General features: G+C 63.7%; 18 protein-coding genes. 4 read left to right on the top strand and 14 right to left on the bottom strand.

Going from position 1 to position 15,752, the window contains the following annotated elements; translation table 11 throughout:
* Positions 1 to 44: 44 nt before the first annotated feature.
* The 12 genes from ACFFJC_RS03150 to ACFFJC_RS03095 form a co-directional block, all read right to left on the bottom strand.
* The gene (locus ACFFJC_RS03150) at positions 45 to 488 is read right to left on the bottom strand and encodes a four-helix bundle copper-binding protein (protein WP_086485568.1); all 444 of its coding nucleotides are present in this window, start codon (positions 486 to 488) and stop codon (positions 45 to 47) included.
* A gap of 22 nt (positions 489 to 510) precedes the next feature.
* Positions 511 to 945: a DUF1622 domain-containing protein gene (locus tag ACFFJC_RS03145; protein ID WP_086485569.1), complete on the bottom strand. Its 435-nt coding sequence runs from the start codon at positions 943 to 945 to the stop codon at positions 511 to 513.
* Entirely contained in the window at positions 932 to 1,651 is a 720-nt protein-coding gene (locus ACFFJC_RS03140; protein ID WP_286866107.1) for a cytochrome c3 family protein, read from the bottom strand. Before ACFFJC_RS03140 ends, ACFFJC_RS03145 begins: the two co-directional genes overlap by 14 nt.
* A complete protein-coding gene (locus tag ACFFJC_RS03135; RefSeq protein WP_086485571.1) occupies positions 1,648 to 2,376 on the bottom strand; it encodes a hypothetical protein in 729 nt (242 codons plus the stop codon). Before ACFFJC_RS03135 ends, ACFFJC_RS03140 begins: the two co-directional genes overlap by 4 nt.
* On the bottom strand, positions 2,376 to 4,265 hold the full coding sequence (locus ACFFJC_RS03130; RefSeq protein WP_379486047.1) for a 2Fe-2S iron-sulfur cluster-binding protein: 1,890 nt from the start codon (positions 4,263 to 4,265) through the stop codon (positions 2,376 to 2,378). The genes ACFFJC_RS03135 and ACFFJC_RS03130 overlap by 1 nt, the downstream gene beginning before the upstream one ends.
* A 20-nt stretch (positions 4,266 to 4,285) precedes the next feature.
* Positions 4,286 to 4,624, bottom strand: a complete 339-nt coding sequence (locus tag ACFFJC_RS03125) for a hypothetical protein (RefSeq protein WP_379486046.1) — start codon at positions 4,622 to 4,624, stop codon at positions 4,286 to 4,288.
* A 58-nt stretch (positions 4,625 to 4,682) separates the two neighbouring features.
* On the bottom strand, positions 4,683 to 4,901 hold the full coding sequence (locus tag ACFFJC_RS03120) for a hypothetical protein (protein ID WP_086485939.1): 219 nt from the start codon (positions 4,899 to 4,901) through the stop codon (positions 4,683 to 4,685).
* A gap of 43 nt (positions 4,902 to 4,944) precedes the next feature.
* A complete protein-coding gene (locus ACFFJC_RS03115; protein WP_379486045.1) occupies positions 4,945 to 5,376 on the bottom strand; it encodes a heavy metal-responsive transcriptional regulator in 432 nt (143 codons plus the stop codon).
* Positions 5,377 to 5,548: 172 nt separating this feature from the next.
* Positions 5,549 to 5,905 (bottom strand): hypothetical protein, encoded by a 357-nt coding sequence (locus tag ACFFJC_RS03110; RefSeq protein ID WP_176342104.1) that lies wholly within the window; start codon positions 5,903 to 5,905, stop codon positions 5,549 to 5,551.
* Positions 5,906 to 5,994: 89 nt separating this feature from the next.
* Positions 5,995 to 6,360 carry a hypothetical protein gene (locus ACFFJC_RS03105; protein WP_176342105.1) on the bottom strand — a complete coding sequence of 122 codons (366 nt, stop codon included), beginning with the start codon at positions 6,358 to 6,360 and terminating at the stop codon, positions 5,995 to 5,997.
* Positions 6,361 to 6,533: 173 nt separating this feature from the next.
* Positions 6,534 to 6,791, bottom strand: a complete 258-nt coding sequence (locus ACFFJC_RS03100) for a GH36-type glycosyl hydrolase domain-containing protein (RefSeq protein ID WP_217884239.1) — start codon at positions 6,789 to 6,791, stop codon at positions 6,534 to 6,536.
* 208 nt (positions 6,792 to 6,999) lie between these two features.
* Positions 7,000 to 8,010, bottom strand: coding sequence for a 2-hydroxyacid dehydrogenase (locus ACFFJC_RS03095; RefSeq protein ID WP_379486044.1), 1,011 nt, complete (start codon positions 8,008 to 8,010; stop codon positions 7,000 to 7,002).
* 116 nt (positions 8,011 to 8,126) lie between these two features.
* On the opposite strand from ACFFJC_RS03095, the gene ACFFJC_RS03090 reads away from it, so the two are divergent.
* A complete protein-coding gene (locus tag ACFFJC_RS03090) occupies positions 8,127 to 8,522 on the top strand; it encodes a cupin domain-containing protein (RefSeq protein WP_086485576.1) in 396 nt (131 codons plus the stop codon).
* A 138-nt stretch (positions 8,523 to 8,660) separates the two neighbouring features.
* On the opposite strand, the gene ACFFJC_RS03085 is transcribed toward ACFFJC_RS03090, so the two are convergent.
* Complete coding sequence (locus ACFFJC_RS03085) at positions 8,661 to 10,208, bottom strand: bifunctional aminoglycoside phosphotransferase/ATP-binding protein (RefSeq protein ID WP_086485577.1); 1,548 nt, start codon at positions 10,206 to 10,208, stop codon at positions 8,661 to 8,663.
* 442 nt (positions 10,209 to 10,650) lie between these two features.
* Here ACFFJC_RS03085 and ACFFJC_RS03080 point away from each other — a divergent pair, with 442 nt between their 5' ends.
* On the top strand, positions 10,651 to 11,511 hold the full coding sequence (locus ACFFJC_RS03080) for a sensor histidine kinase (RefSeq protein WP_379486043.1): 861 nt from the start codon (positions 10,651 to 10,653) through the stop codon (positions 11,509 to 11,511).
* A gap of 2 nt (positions 11,512 to 11,513) precedes the next feature.
* On the opposite strand, the gene ACFFJC_RS03075 is transcribed toward ACFFJC_RS03080, so the two are convergent.
* Positions 11,514 to 12,776 carry an MgtC/SapB family protein gene (locus tag ACFFJC_RS03075; RefSeq protein ID WP_176342107.1) on the bottom strand — a complete coding sequence of 421 codons (1,263 nt, stop codon included), beginning with the start codon at positions 12,774 to 12,776 and terminating at the stop codon, positions 11,514 to 11,516.
* Between the two features lie 602 nt (positions 12,777 to 13,378).
* On the opposite strand from ACFFJC_RS03075, the gene ACFFJC_RS03070 reads away from it, so the two are divergent.
* Together ACFFJC_RS03070 and ACFFJC_RS03065 are read left to right on the top strand one after the other, a co-directional pair.
* Positions 13,379 to 15,082, top strand: a complete 1,704-nt coding sequence (locus tag ACFFJC_RS03070; RefSeq protein WP_379486190.1) for a PAS domain-containing sensor histidine kinase — start codon at positions 13,379 to 13,381, stop codon at positions 15,080 to 15,082.
* Positions 15,075 to 15,689 carry a response regulator transcription factor gene (locus ACFFJC_RS03065; protein ID WP_379486042.1) on the top strand — a complete coding sequence of 205 codons (615 nt, stop codon included), beginning with the start codon at positions 15,075 to 15,077 and terminating at the stop codon, positions 15,687 to 15,689. Before ACFFJC_RS03070 ends, ACFFJC_RS03065 begins: the two co-directional genes overlap by 8 nt.
* Positions 15,690 to 15,752 lie beyond the last annotated feature (63 nt).

Here is a 15,752-nt window from a genome sequence, read left to right as displayed (position 1 = left end):
CGGCGCGGAGCGCATCAGTATACGTAATGTGCGAAGCGTCGGACTTAGCCATCCATTGCCGCCATCTCGCGGCAGCTTGCGGCGCAGTCCCTGCAGGTGGCGGAACAACGGGCCATCTGCGAGTCACCGGCATGACGCAGGCACTCCTGCGCGCATCGTTCGCACGCCTCGGCGCAGGCGCCGCACAGAATTTTGTGCAGCGGGGATTCGCGCAGCATCGAATTGGCGGTCGCCTGACACAATTCCGCGCAATCACCCAGCATGGCAAGGAGCGGCGCGGTGGCCAGCGCGCCGCCTTTCCGGCTCGCATAGGCCGCCGTCTGGAGGCACATGCGGTGCGAGGCGATGCAATCATCGATGCATTCGGTCATCGACATCGGCATCGCCATGCCCTCCATCGCATGACGCTGCGCCGCGGCCGGACGAGCCGCCGCGCCCACCGCCAGGCCGGCGCCCGCAATCAACAATTCCCGTCTCTCGATCATCATGGCTCTCCTGACTGCCTTGCCGTCACGTTATCTTCGGACCCGTGTCATCTGGCGCCATGCGTGCCTTCTCCCTGGCCATGCGTGCCTTCTCCCTGGCCATGCGGGTCTCCTCCCAGGGCCAGTGACCGTTGATCTCGACCCCGAGCGAGATGCTGAGGAAGGTGCGGACCAGAACCAGCCCCGCCAGCACGATCAGGTCCTCAAGCGTCGGGTTGATCACCAGCGACTTGACTATGTCGCCGGCGACCAGGAATTCGAGGCCCAGCAGGATGCTCCGGCCGAGCGCGGAACGAAAGGCGCTGTACGCCTGCGTGCCGTCGCCGGCGCGCGCGCGTTTCGCAAAGAGCCAGGTCGCCAGCGCGGCGCCGACAAGGATCGTTAGCGTGCCCGCAAGTTCGAGACCGATTACGGCAAGCCGGAAGAAGGCGTTCAACCAGTCCGCATCAATGGTGATCATACCAGCCTCGCCGGCGGATGTTGTTGAAGCTGTCCGTGGTGTGGCAGGCGAAGCATTGATCGACCCGCGCCTTGGAGCCGGCTGCGCGCTGCGACACCATGCTGAAATGCTCCATGAAATGGCTGGGCGGCGCCTTGTGGCATTCGGAACATTGCGTCGAGTTGACCGAGGGATGCCGGTAGTTGGAGATCTGCCAGCTTGTGGTCGTGTGGCAACTGGCACAGTCCTTCCCGAACAGGCCGAGATGCGGGTCGCGGATCGAATGACAGCTCGCGCAGTTGAGCGCCGTCTCGGGAATCATCGGAAGTGGATTTGTCGGCGCCGACATGGGGCCTGCCTGCCAGACCTTCGGATCGAGCAGCGCCTCGTGATTCATACGAACGATGCCGCGATCGCCCTCATGCTCGACATGGCACGAGGTGCATTGCTTCGCCTGGGCGTGGAACTGCGTCGACTGCTTGGTGCCGAAATCCGTGCCGGCGTGGCAGGAGATACAGCTCTTGTCCTCGACACCCTTGAGCGGCGTGTGGCAGCTCGTGCACTGCGCGCCAAAGGATTGGTGTGCGGCCGACAGCGGCCCCGGCATGACGAGCCGCGCGATCGGCCCTGCGCCCGCCGGTGCGCTCGAGCGCGTCGCGACCGCGAGCACGAGCAGCGCGAGCGACGCGGAGAGGAAGAGCCAGTAGAGCAGCTTGCCGCGTGTCATAGCCAGCGTAGCCCAAAGTAGATCGCGGCGCCGATGTGGAGCAGCAGCAGGCCATAGACGAGGCTTCCCACGAGGATGTGCAGCCACCGCCAGCGCTTGAAGAGCCGGTTCGTCGCCTCTTCGGCGCGGATCGCGAACTCGGTGTCGGCGAGCGCCGCCGCGATGTCCTCGGCCTCCTCGGGCATCGCCGGAACGGGCGGCTCCGCGGACACGAAGAACAGGCGCTTCCAGCGCGAGAGTGGTGCGCCCGGCATGCGCTGCGCGGCGGCGGGCGCGGGCAGGTGCAGGAAGGCCGACTGGAGCGAGGCAAGTTCCGAGCGGCGCCCGCGCAGCGCCTTGGCGGCCTGCGCCAGCAAATAGCGGCCGACGAAGCCGGTGAGGACGGTCAGCAGCAGCAGCCCCGTCAGCAGGATGCCGACCGGGCTGGCGAACTTGTGTGCGGCGTGGATGAGCCCGAGTATGGGCGCGAGGACGCCGGCATAGACATGCACGGCCAACAGTGTTGGCTTGCTGACGAACCGGGTCAGCTGGCGATCGGCCCATGACCAGTGCTTGGCGGCGACATAGGGGAGCGTCAGGAGCATGAACAGCACGGCGGCGATGCCGATGATGCCGCCCGCGGCGCTGCCGGGGAAGCGCGGCGCGACATGCAGCACATAACCGAGCGGGAAGAGCAGGAGGAAACCGACCAGCAGGCCGACGAGCAGATCGCCGCGCTCGCGCATCAGGCTTCCACCACGAGCGGCTGCCCGGTGCTCTTCGCCTGGCAGGCGAGGACATAGCCCTTGGCCTTGTCCTCGGGCGCCAGGCCGGTCTCGACCTCCATGGTGACCTCGCCCGAGATCAGCCGGGTCACGCAGACCCCGCACTCACCCGAGCGGCAGGCATAGGGAATCTCGACGCCGGCCCCTTCGGCGGCTTCGAGAACGGTCTGGTCCGCCGGCAGTGCGGCCGAGACTCCGGCGACCGAAAAGGTGATCGTGGTGGCCGCGACGGATGGCGCCGCTGTCGGAGTTCGTTCTGCGGCTGCCGCCGGAGACTTGACTTCAAGCGTTTCCGGCTCGGTCGACAGCGAGGCAGGACCGAAGGCTTCGGTATGAAGCTGGGCTTCGGGCACGCCCAGTTCGGCCAGTTCCTGGCGCATCGCCGCCATCATGCCCGGCGGGCCGCACATATGGATGCGGCGGTGCGCGATGTCGGGAACCGCATCGACCAGCATCTGCCGTGTGATCGGACCCTCGGGGCCGAGCCACACCGTCCCTGGCGCGCGCTGCATCGCGGCGAGGACATGCAGGTTGGCGAAGCGGCGTTCGAGCCGCTCGAGTTCGTCGCGGAAGACGAACTCCTCGGTCGAGCGCGCACCGTAAAGAAAGAAGATCTCACCCTGCCAGGCAGTGTCGGTGAGGTAGCGCAGCACCGACATCATCGGCGTGATCCCGACGCCGCCAGCGATGAGCACGATGCTCTCGGCATCGGTTCCGGTGAAGGTGAAGGCGCCGAAAGGGCCGGTGATCTTGAGCAGGTCGCCGACCGACACTTGGTCGTGCAGATGGCGCGAGACGACACCCTGTTCCTCGCGCTTCACGGTGAGCTCGACATGGGCGCGTTGCGTCGGCGACGAAGCGATCGTGTAGGACCTGCGCGCCGCCTTGCCGCCGTCCGGCTCGACCTCGACCTGCAAGAACTGGCCGGGAAGGAAATCGAACGGCAGGCGGTCGGCCGCCGGATCGGCGAGGCGGAAAGTCTGAACTGTCGGAGTCTCGCGCACGATCTGGACGACACGGAGTTGGCCGGACCAGCTTTTCGGCTTGCGCAGAGACGCGCCCGCCGCCGGCGCGGAATTGCTGGGGGCGAGGGCGTCGGGGCCAGTCGCGGAAGCCGGCGCAACCTTGGGCGAGACCGGGGCCGGAATGGCCGGCGCGGCTCCGAGCGCCGGCGTCGCTGGCGCGCCTGCGCCGACGATCTTCCGGATCCGGCGCAGCCGCGCGAGCTGAAGCGCGATGAGTGTGGCGCTGACCAGCGCCAGCACGAACATCAGCATGAAATGCGACGGTGAGACGCCCAACCACCGCGCCGGCATCTCGTGCGGTAGCGGGCCGAGGCCCATCTGCTCGCGGAACCACGAGACGGCGGTGTGCTCGGGAGGCCGTTCGCCATCGAGCGCGGCGAGCGCGGTGGAGCCGCTACGGAATAAGTCGGCACCCTCGCGCATCCGCCAGGCCGCCTCGGTCCGCGTTCCGGCATCAGCCGAGCGGGCGGCGGTCGACGCCTCGCCGATCAGGGCGAGCCCCTGCTCGACACGTTCGCGCGCCTGCCGGGCGATCCGGTTGCGATCGTCCGCGCCGAGCGTGGGCACAAGCAACTGGGACATGAAGGGGCCCGTCTTCCGGCCATGCTCGCCGGCTTCGCCCATCATCTCGCCCATCATCGCGTCCATGCCGGACCCGTTCGCAGGCGTCGACGGCGCCATGGGGTCGCCGCCGGCCATGGACGACGCCGCGCCGCCATGATGCGCGGCATGGTCTTCGCCTTCCTGAGCGCTCGCGATGGTGGACAGTCCCAGCGCGAGCGCCGCGCAAAGGCTCAGGCCGCGCAGGCCGATCGCATTCAGCATCCCGGATCCCCGTACGATTTTTACATGTCTTTCATCGGGGTCGCCTGGTTCATCGGCGCCGGGTCGGTCGCCGGAGCGCCCTGGTTCATGCCGCCCTGGCGCATTGCGTCATGGTCCATTTCCTGGCGATGATGGCGTTCCATCTGCTCCTTGTCCTTCATGGCATCGTGCATGGCATTGTCGCTCGTGTCCGCCTCGCCCGCCGCGCTGCCCGAGCCATCGGTCGCGAGGTTGGAGGGCGCCGCGGAATCGGTCGCGGCGGGCACGGTCTCGTCCTTCTTGCTGCCGCAGCCGGCGAGCATGAGCGCGGCGGCCAGCGCGGCGGTGAAGGGCAGGACGGATTTTGATGCGCTGTTCATGATCCTCTATCCTCTTTCATTGAAAAAACCGGGTGGCGCGGAGCCACCCGGGACGTCGTCATTTGCTGTCGCCGAGAATCCGGCGGCAACGGTCGTGCGACAGGTTCATCGGGTTGAGCCCCTGCTGCTTCATCTCGCCATGATCGTGCGGACTCTGGAGGCCCATCTTTCCCTCCATCGTCCGGCAGCTGTCGATCTCGGCCGTTGTCGGCGGCGTGGTTGCGCAGGCGGCAAGGAACAGGGCCGGTACCGCTGCAATGATGATACGTGTCTTCATGATCACTCCCTCTTGCTTGGTGGTTGTCGCTCTCCCGCGGTTGTCATGTGTGTGCTTCGGTTCGGCGCGGCTCATGCCGCGTCGAAAGGAAGGTCAGAATGGGACAATCGGTCACCGGAACATCGACCGGGCAATCATCGGCGAGCGCGCGGAGAACATCGCGGATGTCGGTGAGCCGCTCGATGCGGGCTTCCGCCTCGCGGATTTTCTCGAGCGTGATATCGAGCACCGCGGATGCCTTCGCGGTATCGGAGGCGTTGAGCGCGAGAAGCTCGCTCGTCTCGGCGAGCGTGAAGCCCAGCCATTGCGCGGAGCGGATGAAGTTGAGACGCAGGAGATCCACATCTCCATAGAGCCGGTAGCCGGCGCTGGTGCGGTCCGGCGTGGGCAGGAGACCGGTCCGCTCATAGTAGCGGATCGTATCGCGCCCGACGCCGGCGGCCGCGGCAAGCTCGCCGATCTTGAAGGCCGTCATGACACCGCGGCGCCTCCGCGCGCCGGATCAGGGTGCAGGGCCGGGACGCAACGCGGTTCGATCCTCGTCCGGTCGGCAAGCCGCGTGCTGCCTCGCGGCTGCCGCCATCTCCGCCCTGCGGCCGTGCAGGTTGACGCAGGGCGGAACGGCATGAAAGAACGCGAAACCACGTTCAATTCCTGCGCAGCTCGACGATGTCGTGCTTGGTAGGCTTGCCGTCGGTCACGCTGACGTGGGCGAAATGATCGTCATAGATGTGATCGATCCTGACATGCCCGACCGCCTGCCTGCGAAAGGCGGGACCAGTGCCCTTGTACGAGCTGCCGGCTACGGGCACGTTGCGGTAGACTTCGAGAACCTGCCCGACCTCGGCGCCATCGGCCTTGCCGATGCAGACGACGGGACCAGTGTCGTCGCTGCCGACGATTGATCCACGCATGAGCCAGGTATGGCCGATGCCCTGGGCGGTGGCGGGTACGGTCGAGAACAGGGCCAACCCTGCCGCCGCCGCAAACATGAGTGCTTTCATAGAGAGCTCCTTCATCTTTCTAGTGGGCGCCAATCGCCTCTTATCGACGGTCGCCCGCCGAAGCGGCCGTCTCGCGCTGCGATGCTGTGTCAGTTGCCGCGACGCAGCTCGACGATGTCGTGCTTGGCCGGCTTGCCTTCCGTGACGCTGACATGGGCGAAGTGATCGTCGTAGATGTGATCGATCGTCACCTGGCCGATGCGCTGGCGATGGAAGGGCGCGACATTGCCCTTGGACGAAGCCGGGCCGGGGTGCTGCACGACGCGGTAGACTTCGAGGGTCTGCCCGACCTCGGCGCCGTCGGCCTTGCCGATGCAGACGACAGTGCCGCTGGCGCTTGTGTCGACGATCGAACCCCGCATGAAGAAGGTATGGCCGATGCCTTGCGCAAACACGGGGGTGGCGCCGAGCATTGCTATGCCAGCGAGCGCCGCCATGACGGATTTCTTGATCATTTCCCAACTCCTGGGTTCGTGTGACCGCCGCTCGTTTCTTCGACGGGAAGACGTTGTTCTTCGTGGTCAGGACTATGGCCCTACGTCCCGGGTCGGAATACGTAGAGTCCGAAGCGCCGGAAGGGGGGCGCATCCAGGCAGTAGGGGATACCGCGGAAAGCCGGAAAGCCTGACTACGCCCCAAAGCCGTTAGCCGTCGCGGCCGCACCAGTGTACCAGGTCCAGCCGCCGCGCCCCAGATGCTGCGGCACACCCGCAATGTCCGCGGCGACGACGTAAGGTTCGGTCCGATAATATTCCGCAGATTCGCGCATCGATGCGTGCCGGATCGGGTTGATCCAGTCGAACAGGGACTTGGCGCAGTCGCCATCACGGTTGCGCGCAACCGCAATGGCAAGCCAGGCTGCTGCATGAGGTGTATTGGCCGTCACTCTCACGGATGCCGGGGGAATAGGCCTTGATATAGCCCGGGTCGCGCGGAATTCGGTCGAATGGGGGAGCGAGGAGCCGGACAAGGTTGTCGTCGTTCCGGGAGGACGGCCTGCGCAATCCCGAGACCTGCGCGATCTCGAGCTTGCGCACAGCGGCTTTCTGAGATCCCGTGCGGAGCCCTGGCTGGGGAGCTTAACCTATGTGTCCTCAGGCGAGCAGTTCGGTGCCGATCTGGTACTCGGCCTGTCCGGTCGTCTCGAAAGTCGAGATATTCCGGATCGTCGTTTCGGCGATCGCGCTGAGGGCCTCGCGGGTAAAGAACGCCTGGTGCCCGGTGATGAGGACGTTGGGGAAGGTCAGGAGCCGGGCGAAGACATCGTCCTGCAGCATCTCGTCGGAGAGATCGCGAAAGAAAAGATCCCCTTCCTCTTCGTAGACGTCGAGACCCAATGATCCGATCTTCCCCGATTTGAGGCCTTCAATAACCGCTCTTGTATCGACTACGGCTCCGCGGCTCGTGTTGATGAGCATCGCGCCAGGCCGGATCAACTGCAACGCTTGCCCATTGATCAGATGATGGGTTTGCGGCGTGAGCGGGCAATGGATGGAAATGACGTCGGCCTGCTGCAGAAGCTCCGGGAACGTGACATACTCGACGCCTGAAGCGACAAGGTCGGCATCGGGCGAGGGGTCGAAAGCGAGAATCCGGCACCCGAAGCCCCCGAGGATACGCGTCACGGTCGCGCCGATCTTGCCGGTACCGACGATCCCAACCGTCCGCTTGCCCAGATCGAAGCCGAGCAGACCGTCCAGAGCGAAATTCCCCTCGCGCACCCGAACATAGGCCCGGTGTAGCTTTCGATTGAGCGACAAGATCAGCGCGATCGTATGTTCCGCGATCGCTTCGGGTGAATAGGACGGCACGCGCGCGACCGCTATTCCAAGGGTCTCGGCTGCTTCGAGGTCCACATGGTTGAAGCCTGCGCTTCGCAACGCGACCAGCCTTGTGCCCTGCTCGCGGAGCGATGCTAGTACCGTTCGATCGAGACGGTCGTTCACGAAGACACAGATCGCTGTCGCTCCCTTCGCCAGCGCGACGGTCTGCTTGGACAGGCCCGCTTCAATAAAGTGCAGTACATGCGGCGCCCCGGCGGCCGAATTGGCTATGTCGAGGAATTCGCGGTCGTAGCCGCGCGTGCTGAAAACCGTCACATCCACAGCGCACTTCTCCCTGTCCTGGCGAGCACCGTCACTAAGTAACATCCCGGAAAGACGGGTGGACGGGTTCGCGGCAGAAAGCGGCACCAACCGCCAGGTAAGCCAAGGACGCCGCCATGAAGGGCTTTATCGGAGATATCGAGTCCCTCACCGAGGAGAACCGTAATTTCCGTCGGGTGCTCTATACTGGGCGCAACCTCCAACTCGTTCTCATGGCGCTGAAGCCGGGTGAGGAGATTGGGCTCGAGGTCCATGATGATCGTGACCAATTCTTCCGCGTCGAAAACGGCAAGGGCGAGGTCCTCATCGACGGTGTCAGCACACCGATCAAAGGCGATGACGGGATCATCGTGCCGGCTGGCGCCCAGCACAATATCATCAACACCGGCGACGAGTTGCTCCAACTCTACACGATCTATGGGCCGCCCGAACATATCGATGGGACTGTCCACCCAACCAAGGTGGATGCTGAAGCAGCGCATGAGCATTTCGACGGCCGGACCACCGAATAGGAGCGCAACGCATTAGGGCTTTCCGGCTGGCTCCGAGGCCGTGACCCGAGTGCCTTGGACGACATGCCTACGCCTTTCCCTGGCCCGGCTTTCGGCGGGGCTCTCCTTGGTTCGGATTCGCGTAGGGGACGACCCCGCTTATGCCACGGCCAAGGCTGATCGAACCCGGTCGGCGATGACCCCACGGTCGCCTTCGGCGCTTACCCGCCGCCAATCCATTGCGCCCAGATCGTAGTGGGCCTGCAAGCCGGCAACAGCCACATCCGCGTCCGACGCATCGTTCACCCGTGCAGCAATCCGTGCTTTTAACACCTCGGACGGGGCATCGAGCCAGATGCCGGCGAATGGAACGTTTTTCTGAGCAGCGACCTGAGCGATCGCCCGTCGTTCGTCAGGTCTCGCATAGACAGCATCGACGATCAGCGATCGTCCCTCGTTCAGCGCCAGCTGCGCTAACCTCTCCAATTCGGCGTAGACCGCCGCGCTCGCAGACGTTGAATAGGCCTCCTTGGAAAGCGGGGTCTCTGGCGGAAGGCCTGCCAACCGTTTGCGCAAGACATCGGACCGTAGGATCCGCGCCCCAGGCGCGCTCCCGACACCATAGGCAACGAGCCTCGCGATCGTCGATTTTCCTGTCCCGGATAGCCCCCCTATTGCAACCAGACGGGTCGGACCGGGTGCGAGCAACTCGTGGGCCAGACTCAGATATTGCTCGGCCTTTTTGCGAAGTGCGCTCGATGGGTCGCCGTTTGCCTGTGCTGCCGCCACATGAGCCCGAACGGCGGCGCGGATGGAAAGGAACAGGGGGATGAGGACCACTGCGTCTTCATCCTCTGGTGAGACGTCTAGGTAGCGGTTGAAGAGCATATTGGCCTCGACCCGGCAGCCTTTCGCCCACAGGTCCATCAAGAGGAACGCCAAGTCGTACAGCACGTCGATCGTCGCGAGGACGGCGCTGAATTCGAGGCAATCGAACAGGACAGGTTCGTCATCGATCATGGCAATGTTGGCTAGATGCAGATCGCCGTGGGCATGCCTGACGCGACCGGCCGCGGCGCGTATATCGAGCAACCGGGCGTGCCGTTCGGCCAAGACCTGTTGCCGCTGGATCAAACGGCCTGCGCTATCCGGAGGCAGTATCTCGGGATAGGTGGCCATGCTCTCCCGATTTCCCGCGATAACGGCTTCAATGCGCTCGCGGCCCGAGCGTGACCGGACCTGTTCGGCGCTATCGTGAAACGACTTTATCCTGTCCGTCAATCGCAGGACCAGAGGTTCCGTGAGCGCGCCGCGCGCGGCGACTTGCTCAAGCAGCGCATCGTCGGGAAAGCGGCGCATTTCCAGGAGCCAATCGATCGGTTCTCCGTCATCGCCGAAGTTTAATAGGCCATCGTCATTTCGCCGAATCGGCCGAACTGCAAGATATAGGTCTGGCGCGGTCCGGCGATTGAGCAAAAGCTCCTTCTCCAGTGTCAGGCGGCGCTTTTCGGGGCTGGAAAAGTCGAGATAGCCGAACCTGACGGACCGCTTGAGCTTCCAGGCGCGATCGCCTGCAAGGAAAATGCGAGCGGCATGCGTATCGATCCGGCGCGGTTCGTCGTCGAGGCAAAGCGTCCCCGGCGCCTCGAGATATGCGATCACTTCGGCTTGTGGATCATTCGACGCGACTGGCGCGGGCGGGGTCATCTAGGTCATTCCAATTCACGATGCCGGACCGGCCTGACGCATTGGGCCCGAAGGTATCGCAGGCTTGGTACCTTGATGCCAGCATTCGGCCTGGACAGCGATGGCACGTATCCTGCGGAAAGGGACTCGAGGGCCAGACCGCTGGCGGGGGGTGGGAGCGATCGACGTCTTGAACGACGTTCAAACATTCGGCCCTCGAGTGCATCAAGGGTTAGGCGCTCGTCCGGGTCGCCTCTATCCGGGAATTTACTAAGGTCGCGACATGGCGTCGACACGGCCTGCCCCGCTTCTGTGACCCGCTACGTAACTTACCCAATTCACGAGAGCCTGCCTGCCGCGACAGAATTGTGCTGATGGAGGACTGCATGCTCGAAGCCGGGCGCAGATTACGGAGCGGGAGAATATCCACGACCTCCGCAATCTATTAGGGAACGTCAGTTCGATGAGCCACTTGCTTGAAGACGATCCTTCACCCGAGAAGCGTGCCATGCTCCTCGACGCGATCTCGCAAGCAGCGCGCCGTGGAGGAACTTTGACGACCGCTCTGCTTGCCAAGGAAGTCATCCCGATGGTTCGCACGTTCGACCTCAACCAGCATCTCGGGACGCTGCAATCGCTCCTCGACGCCCACGCTGGCGATCGGGCAGAGGTTGCGATAACGGTCTCGGCGGAGAAGTCTCCGGTCAAGCTTGATGCTTCGGCCCTTGATGCCGCGCTCGTCGAGCTTGTCGCTAATGGACGTACTGCTCTCACAACTGCGGGGCGCGTCATTGTGCGGACCAAGTGTATCGGTCGCAGACTATGGCTTACCGTTGCCGACACGGGAAAAGGGATGAGCCGGGAGGAACTCGCAGCCGTTCTGGAGGGTGCGAGTCCAGCCGGTGCACACGGTACGGGTCTCGGCCGCGTTCGCCATTTCGCGCAGTCCTGTCACTCCAGGTTCCGGCTTCGCAGTGCTGCCGGTCGAGGCACCGTTGCCGTAGTCATGATACCGCTCGTCCTCAACGTCGGCTTCACCCGTCAGGTGGAATTGCCGCCGCCGGCAGGAACGTCGGCACCGGCTAGCCTCCGGCGTGGACGTTGCGGCAGAGCGCAGCGTGGACAGCCGAGCGGGAACAGCGCCCGCATGGATACCCAGCCGGTTGTACCCAAGCCCGATATAATCGAACCTTCGGCCCCGCCTGAGGCACCCATGCCGAGTGAACCCAGAGAAACACCTATGCCGAGTGTCCCGGAAATCATCCCGGACGAGCCTGATTCCGTACCGGATGCACCGCCAGAGGAATATCCCGCCAGTGTCTAGTGCTATCTGAGCGAGAGAAGTACCGCGATCCCTGCGCCAGAGGCGAGCACAGACGCGAACAAAGGTCCGGACGCCTTCCAGCCCTGTTGACGAGGTCCGGCGATCCCGAGCGCCAGAGCGCCCTTGAATGCCGTGTTCGCAAGAACCGGAACAGCTAGCGCAAGTCCCGCCGTGCTCCCGTCGAGAATATCCCTGGGCATCCCCGCAAGGGTGAGGACCGCTGCGTCGACATCCCACATGCCCGTCAGGCCCAACACTACGATGATGCCCTGGTCGCCGAACTGCTCGAGCGCCCAGCGTGCCGGTATGGCCATTACCGCCACCAATCCCGCGAGCAGTAGCGCCGGCCCGAAATCGAGTGGGTTGCCGAGTTCTACCTCACCAGCGCTCGCCTCGGCGCTGCGTGCGCGAAACGCCAGTAACGTCGTCAACCCGCCGACGACTAACGCGGGGATCATGGCCAGGGCCAGTGACCGGGCGGTATAGGGGATAAGCGTGATCGCCAGAAGCTGAACGCGGACGAACATCACGAGCGACGCCAGAGCGATACCCGCGATCAGAGGGGCTTCGGGACCGTCCTTCTGGCGCAATCGCCGCGCATAAGCCGCGGTCACGGCCGTCGAGGAGACGAGCGATCCGCACAGCGCGGTTATCATGATCCCCTTTTCCGGCCCCAACCGGCGGGTCGCGACATAGCCAGCGAAGGAGAGCCCGAGGACCACGACCACTACCATCCAGATCTGGCGGGGGTTCCAGGCATCGTAGGGTCCGAGATTTCGATCCGGGAGCAGCGGCAAGATCACGAGCGCCACAAGCGCAAAGCGAGCGATCGACTCGATTTCCTTTTCCGTCATTCCCTTGAGCATGGCGTGGGCCTGCTCTCGCAGCGTGAGGATCAGCGTGGTCACCGCAGCGACCGCCAGCGCTTCGCTGACCTGGCCCTTGGCGGCGATATAACCGAGCGCGAAGGTAACGATCCCGACCAGGGTGTTGGTGACCGAGAGGCTCCCCTCGCGGGCGAGAGCGCCGCGATAGCCGAGGACAAGGCTCGACAGCGCGGCGAGGGCGATGACGGCAGCCAGAATATCGGCGACATGCGCGGCGATCCCGCCAGTGAGACCAAGCAGACCGAATGTTCTGAGCCCGCTCACGCGGCTTCCGTCGCTCGCATCGCGCTGTCGCCATCCGCGCTCGATGCCGATCAGGATGCCGACCGCGAGAGATGCCGCCAGGGCGCGCAGCAATTCCGTGTCGGGAATGTTCATAGACCTGCCTTGTCAGGGTTCCGACTGCTCGAATGACGAATTGTGGTGACGCACGGGACTGCCTGCGCCCGCGCATTCAACACACTCCAAACGGACCACTGCGGTGCCACCTGATCCACCCACTAATCCCTCGATCGTTTCCGTTCACAGACGAACAGCGCAGAATGTGCCAATCTTCCACCCCCCACTAGCCGAATCCGTCTTTGTTCCAATTGGCTGCGGAGGGATTTGAAGCGGACGCTGCGATCCGCCTTGCTCCCACTTCCTCGGGCCTGGCCCCGCAACTTTCGATGGCTCAATCTGTGTTCAATTGATAGAAAACGAACCGGAAAGGGGGAGATTTCAGCGCGGCGCTGTACCGTTTACCAAGGCGATGGGGGCGAAGAATTACTGACACCAAACCACCATCGGAGCGAAAGGGCGCTTTTTCGCCGGCATTAGCCGCTGCATCATTGCTCGCCAACCGTTCGATCCGCTCCCAGCTCATAACGGCCGTTCTGGCTGGTCTCGCGATCGCCATCATTGCCTTCGTGACCCGCGAGCAGCTTGCCGAGCACGTCGATGAGCGTGTCCACTACTTCGTGACCCTCGGTGTGGCGGGTATGGTGCTCGTTGCGCTCAGACCTGATCTATTCGTGATCTCGAGCGTCACGCTGATCACCCTGGCGACGCTTGTTGTCGTCGACGGCTGGCCCACTGCAGGCAGCCAGCAGATCGCTGTCGCGATTTTCCTGGTCGCGATGCTCCTCTTGTGGCGCAACTATCATCGCACCGTCACCGTCGCTCGCAACCTGGCTGATAGCACCGTCGTGCTTGCGGAGGAGTTGAGTCTCCTGATCGATGGCGCTCAAGACTACGCCATCTACATGCTCGACCCCAATGGGAACGTCACCATATGGAACGAGGGTGCTGAGCGGCTCAAGGGCTGGACCGCTGCCGAAATGATCGGAAAGCCGGCCGACCTCTTCTATCCGGCCGACGCGGTGGCAGCGGGCAAGCCGCGATCGTTCCTCACCGAGGCGGCCGCACGCGGCAAAATAGAGATCGACGACTGGCGCGTCCGCAAGGACGGCAGCGAATTTCTCGCTCACATGGCGATTACGGCCTTGAAGAACCCGGATGGGACAGTGCGCGGCTTTGCCACCGTCGTTCACGACATCAGCGACCAGAGGGCCACCGAAAGCTCCCTCCGCCACAGCGAGGCGCATCTTCGCTCAATCCTCTCGACAGTCCCCGATGCGATGGTCGTCATCGACGAATGGGGAAAGATGATCTCCTTCAGCGATGCGGCGGAACGTCTTTTCGGCTACTCGCAGGCCGAGGTTCTGGGGGCCAATGTCAGCATGCTGATGCCTTCGCCCTATCGCGAGCGTCATGACGGCTATCTCGAACGCTATCTCACGACCGGCGAGCGCCGCATCATTCGTATCGGCCGAGTGGTCTTCGCGCAGCGCAAGGACGGGACGACATTCCCCATGGAACTGTCAGTGGGAGAGGCGACGGGCGAGAGTCAGCGCGTCTTCACCGGCTTCATCCGCGACCTGACGGACCGCCACCGGACACAGGAGCAGCTCGAGGAACTCCAATCCGAGCTCATCCACGTCGCCCGGGTCAGCGCGATGGGGACTATGGCGTCCACGCTCGCACACGAACTCAACCAGCCGATCACCGCGGTTGCGAACTATGTCGAAGCCGTTCGCGATTTGCTGGCCCAGCCGGATCCCGACGACCTGCCCGAAATCATCGAGGCTCTGGAGGATGCGGCGGGCGAGGCCATGCGTGCAGGCCAGATCGTCAGGCGCTTGCGCGATTTTGTGGCACGCGGTGAGGTCGAAAGGACTGCCGAGAACCTGCCGGACCTCATCAACGAAGCGGCGGCCTTCGGCCTGATGGGCGCCATCGAGAAGGCCGTCGAGACGCGGATGGATATCGATCACGAGGCAGCCAGCGTCCTCGTCGACAAGATCCAGATCCAGCAAGTTCTGGTGAATCTGATCCGTAACGCCGTCGAAGCCATGGGGCCGGCCGCTCGGCGCATCCTCACTATCCGCACGACGCCCGATCAGCCGGGACTTGTCCGCGTGACGGTGGCCGACACCGGGCCCGGCGTGGCGCCCGAGGTGGCGGCCCAGCTCTTCAAGGCTTTCGTCAGCACGAAAATGGAAGGCATGGGACTTGGTCTTTCAATTTGCAGAACCATCGTCGAGGCTAATGGTGGCCGCATATGGATGGAGTCAGCAGAAGGGGGCGGTACACAGTTTCACTTCACTTTGGTAAGGGCGGAGGCGGAGAAGCTCGATGGATGAAAAGCGTGTTGTTCACATAGTCGATGACGAGGACTCGATCCGGCGCTCGGCTGGATTCATGCTGAAGAAGTCGGGCTTCTCGGTGACACCGTGGGTTTCCGGCGTGCAATTTCTCAAGAATCTCAAACATGCCGAGCAGGGATGTATTCTGCTCGATGTTCGCATGCCCGAGATGGATGGCCTGGAAGTTCAGAAGGAACTGAACGAGCGTGGCGTTTCCATGCCTGTTGTTGTCCTGACTGGTCATGGCGATGTCACGGTCGCCGTTCGCGCGATGAAGGCCGGGGCGGTCGACTTCATTGAGAAGCCGTTCGAAAAGGCGGTTCTGATCACGGCCATCGAAAGCGCCTTTGAGCGCCTTGCCGATGTTGAGGGCAGGGCAAGCCGGGCGGCTGACTCGGCTATCCTCATCGCGGGTCTCTCCGCGCGGGAGCAGGATGTCCTCAAGGGCCTTGCCCAAGGGTTACCGAACAAGTCCATTGCATATGATCTCGGCATTTCGCCGCGCACGGTTGAAGTCCATCGCGCCAACCTAATGATAAAGCTCGGTGTCCGCAGTCTGTCGGAAGCCCTTCGCATCGCATTTTCCGCAGGCGTGACCGGCTGAGGGATCGGGACACTTACGTAGCGACCCGTCACCGATTTCCTGACATTCGCAATCGACCGGCAA

Source organism: Novosphingobium soli (assembly GCF_042432915.1).
Classification (GTDB): Bacteria; Pseudomonadota; Alphaproteobacteria; order Sphingomonadales; family Sphingomonadaceae; genus Novosphingobium; species Novosphingobium soli.
This window is presented reverse-complemented; position numbering and strand designations above follow the sequence as displayed.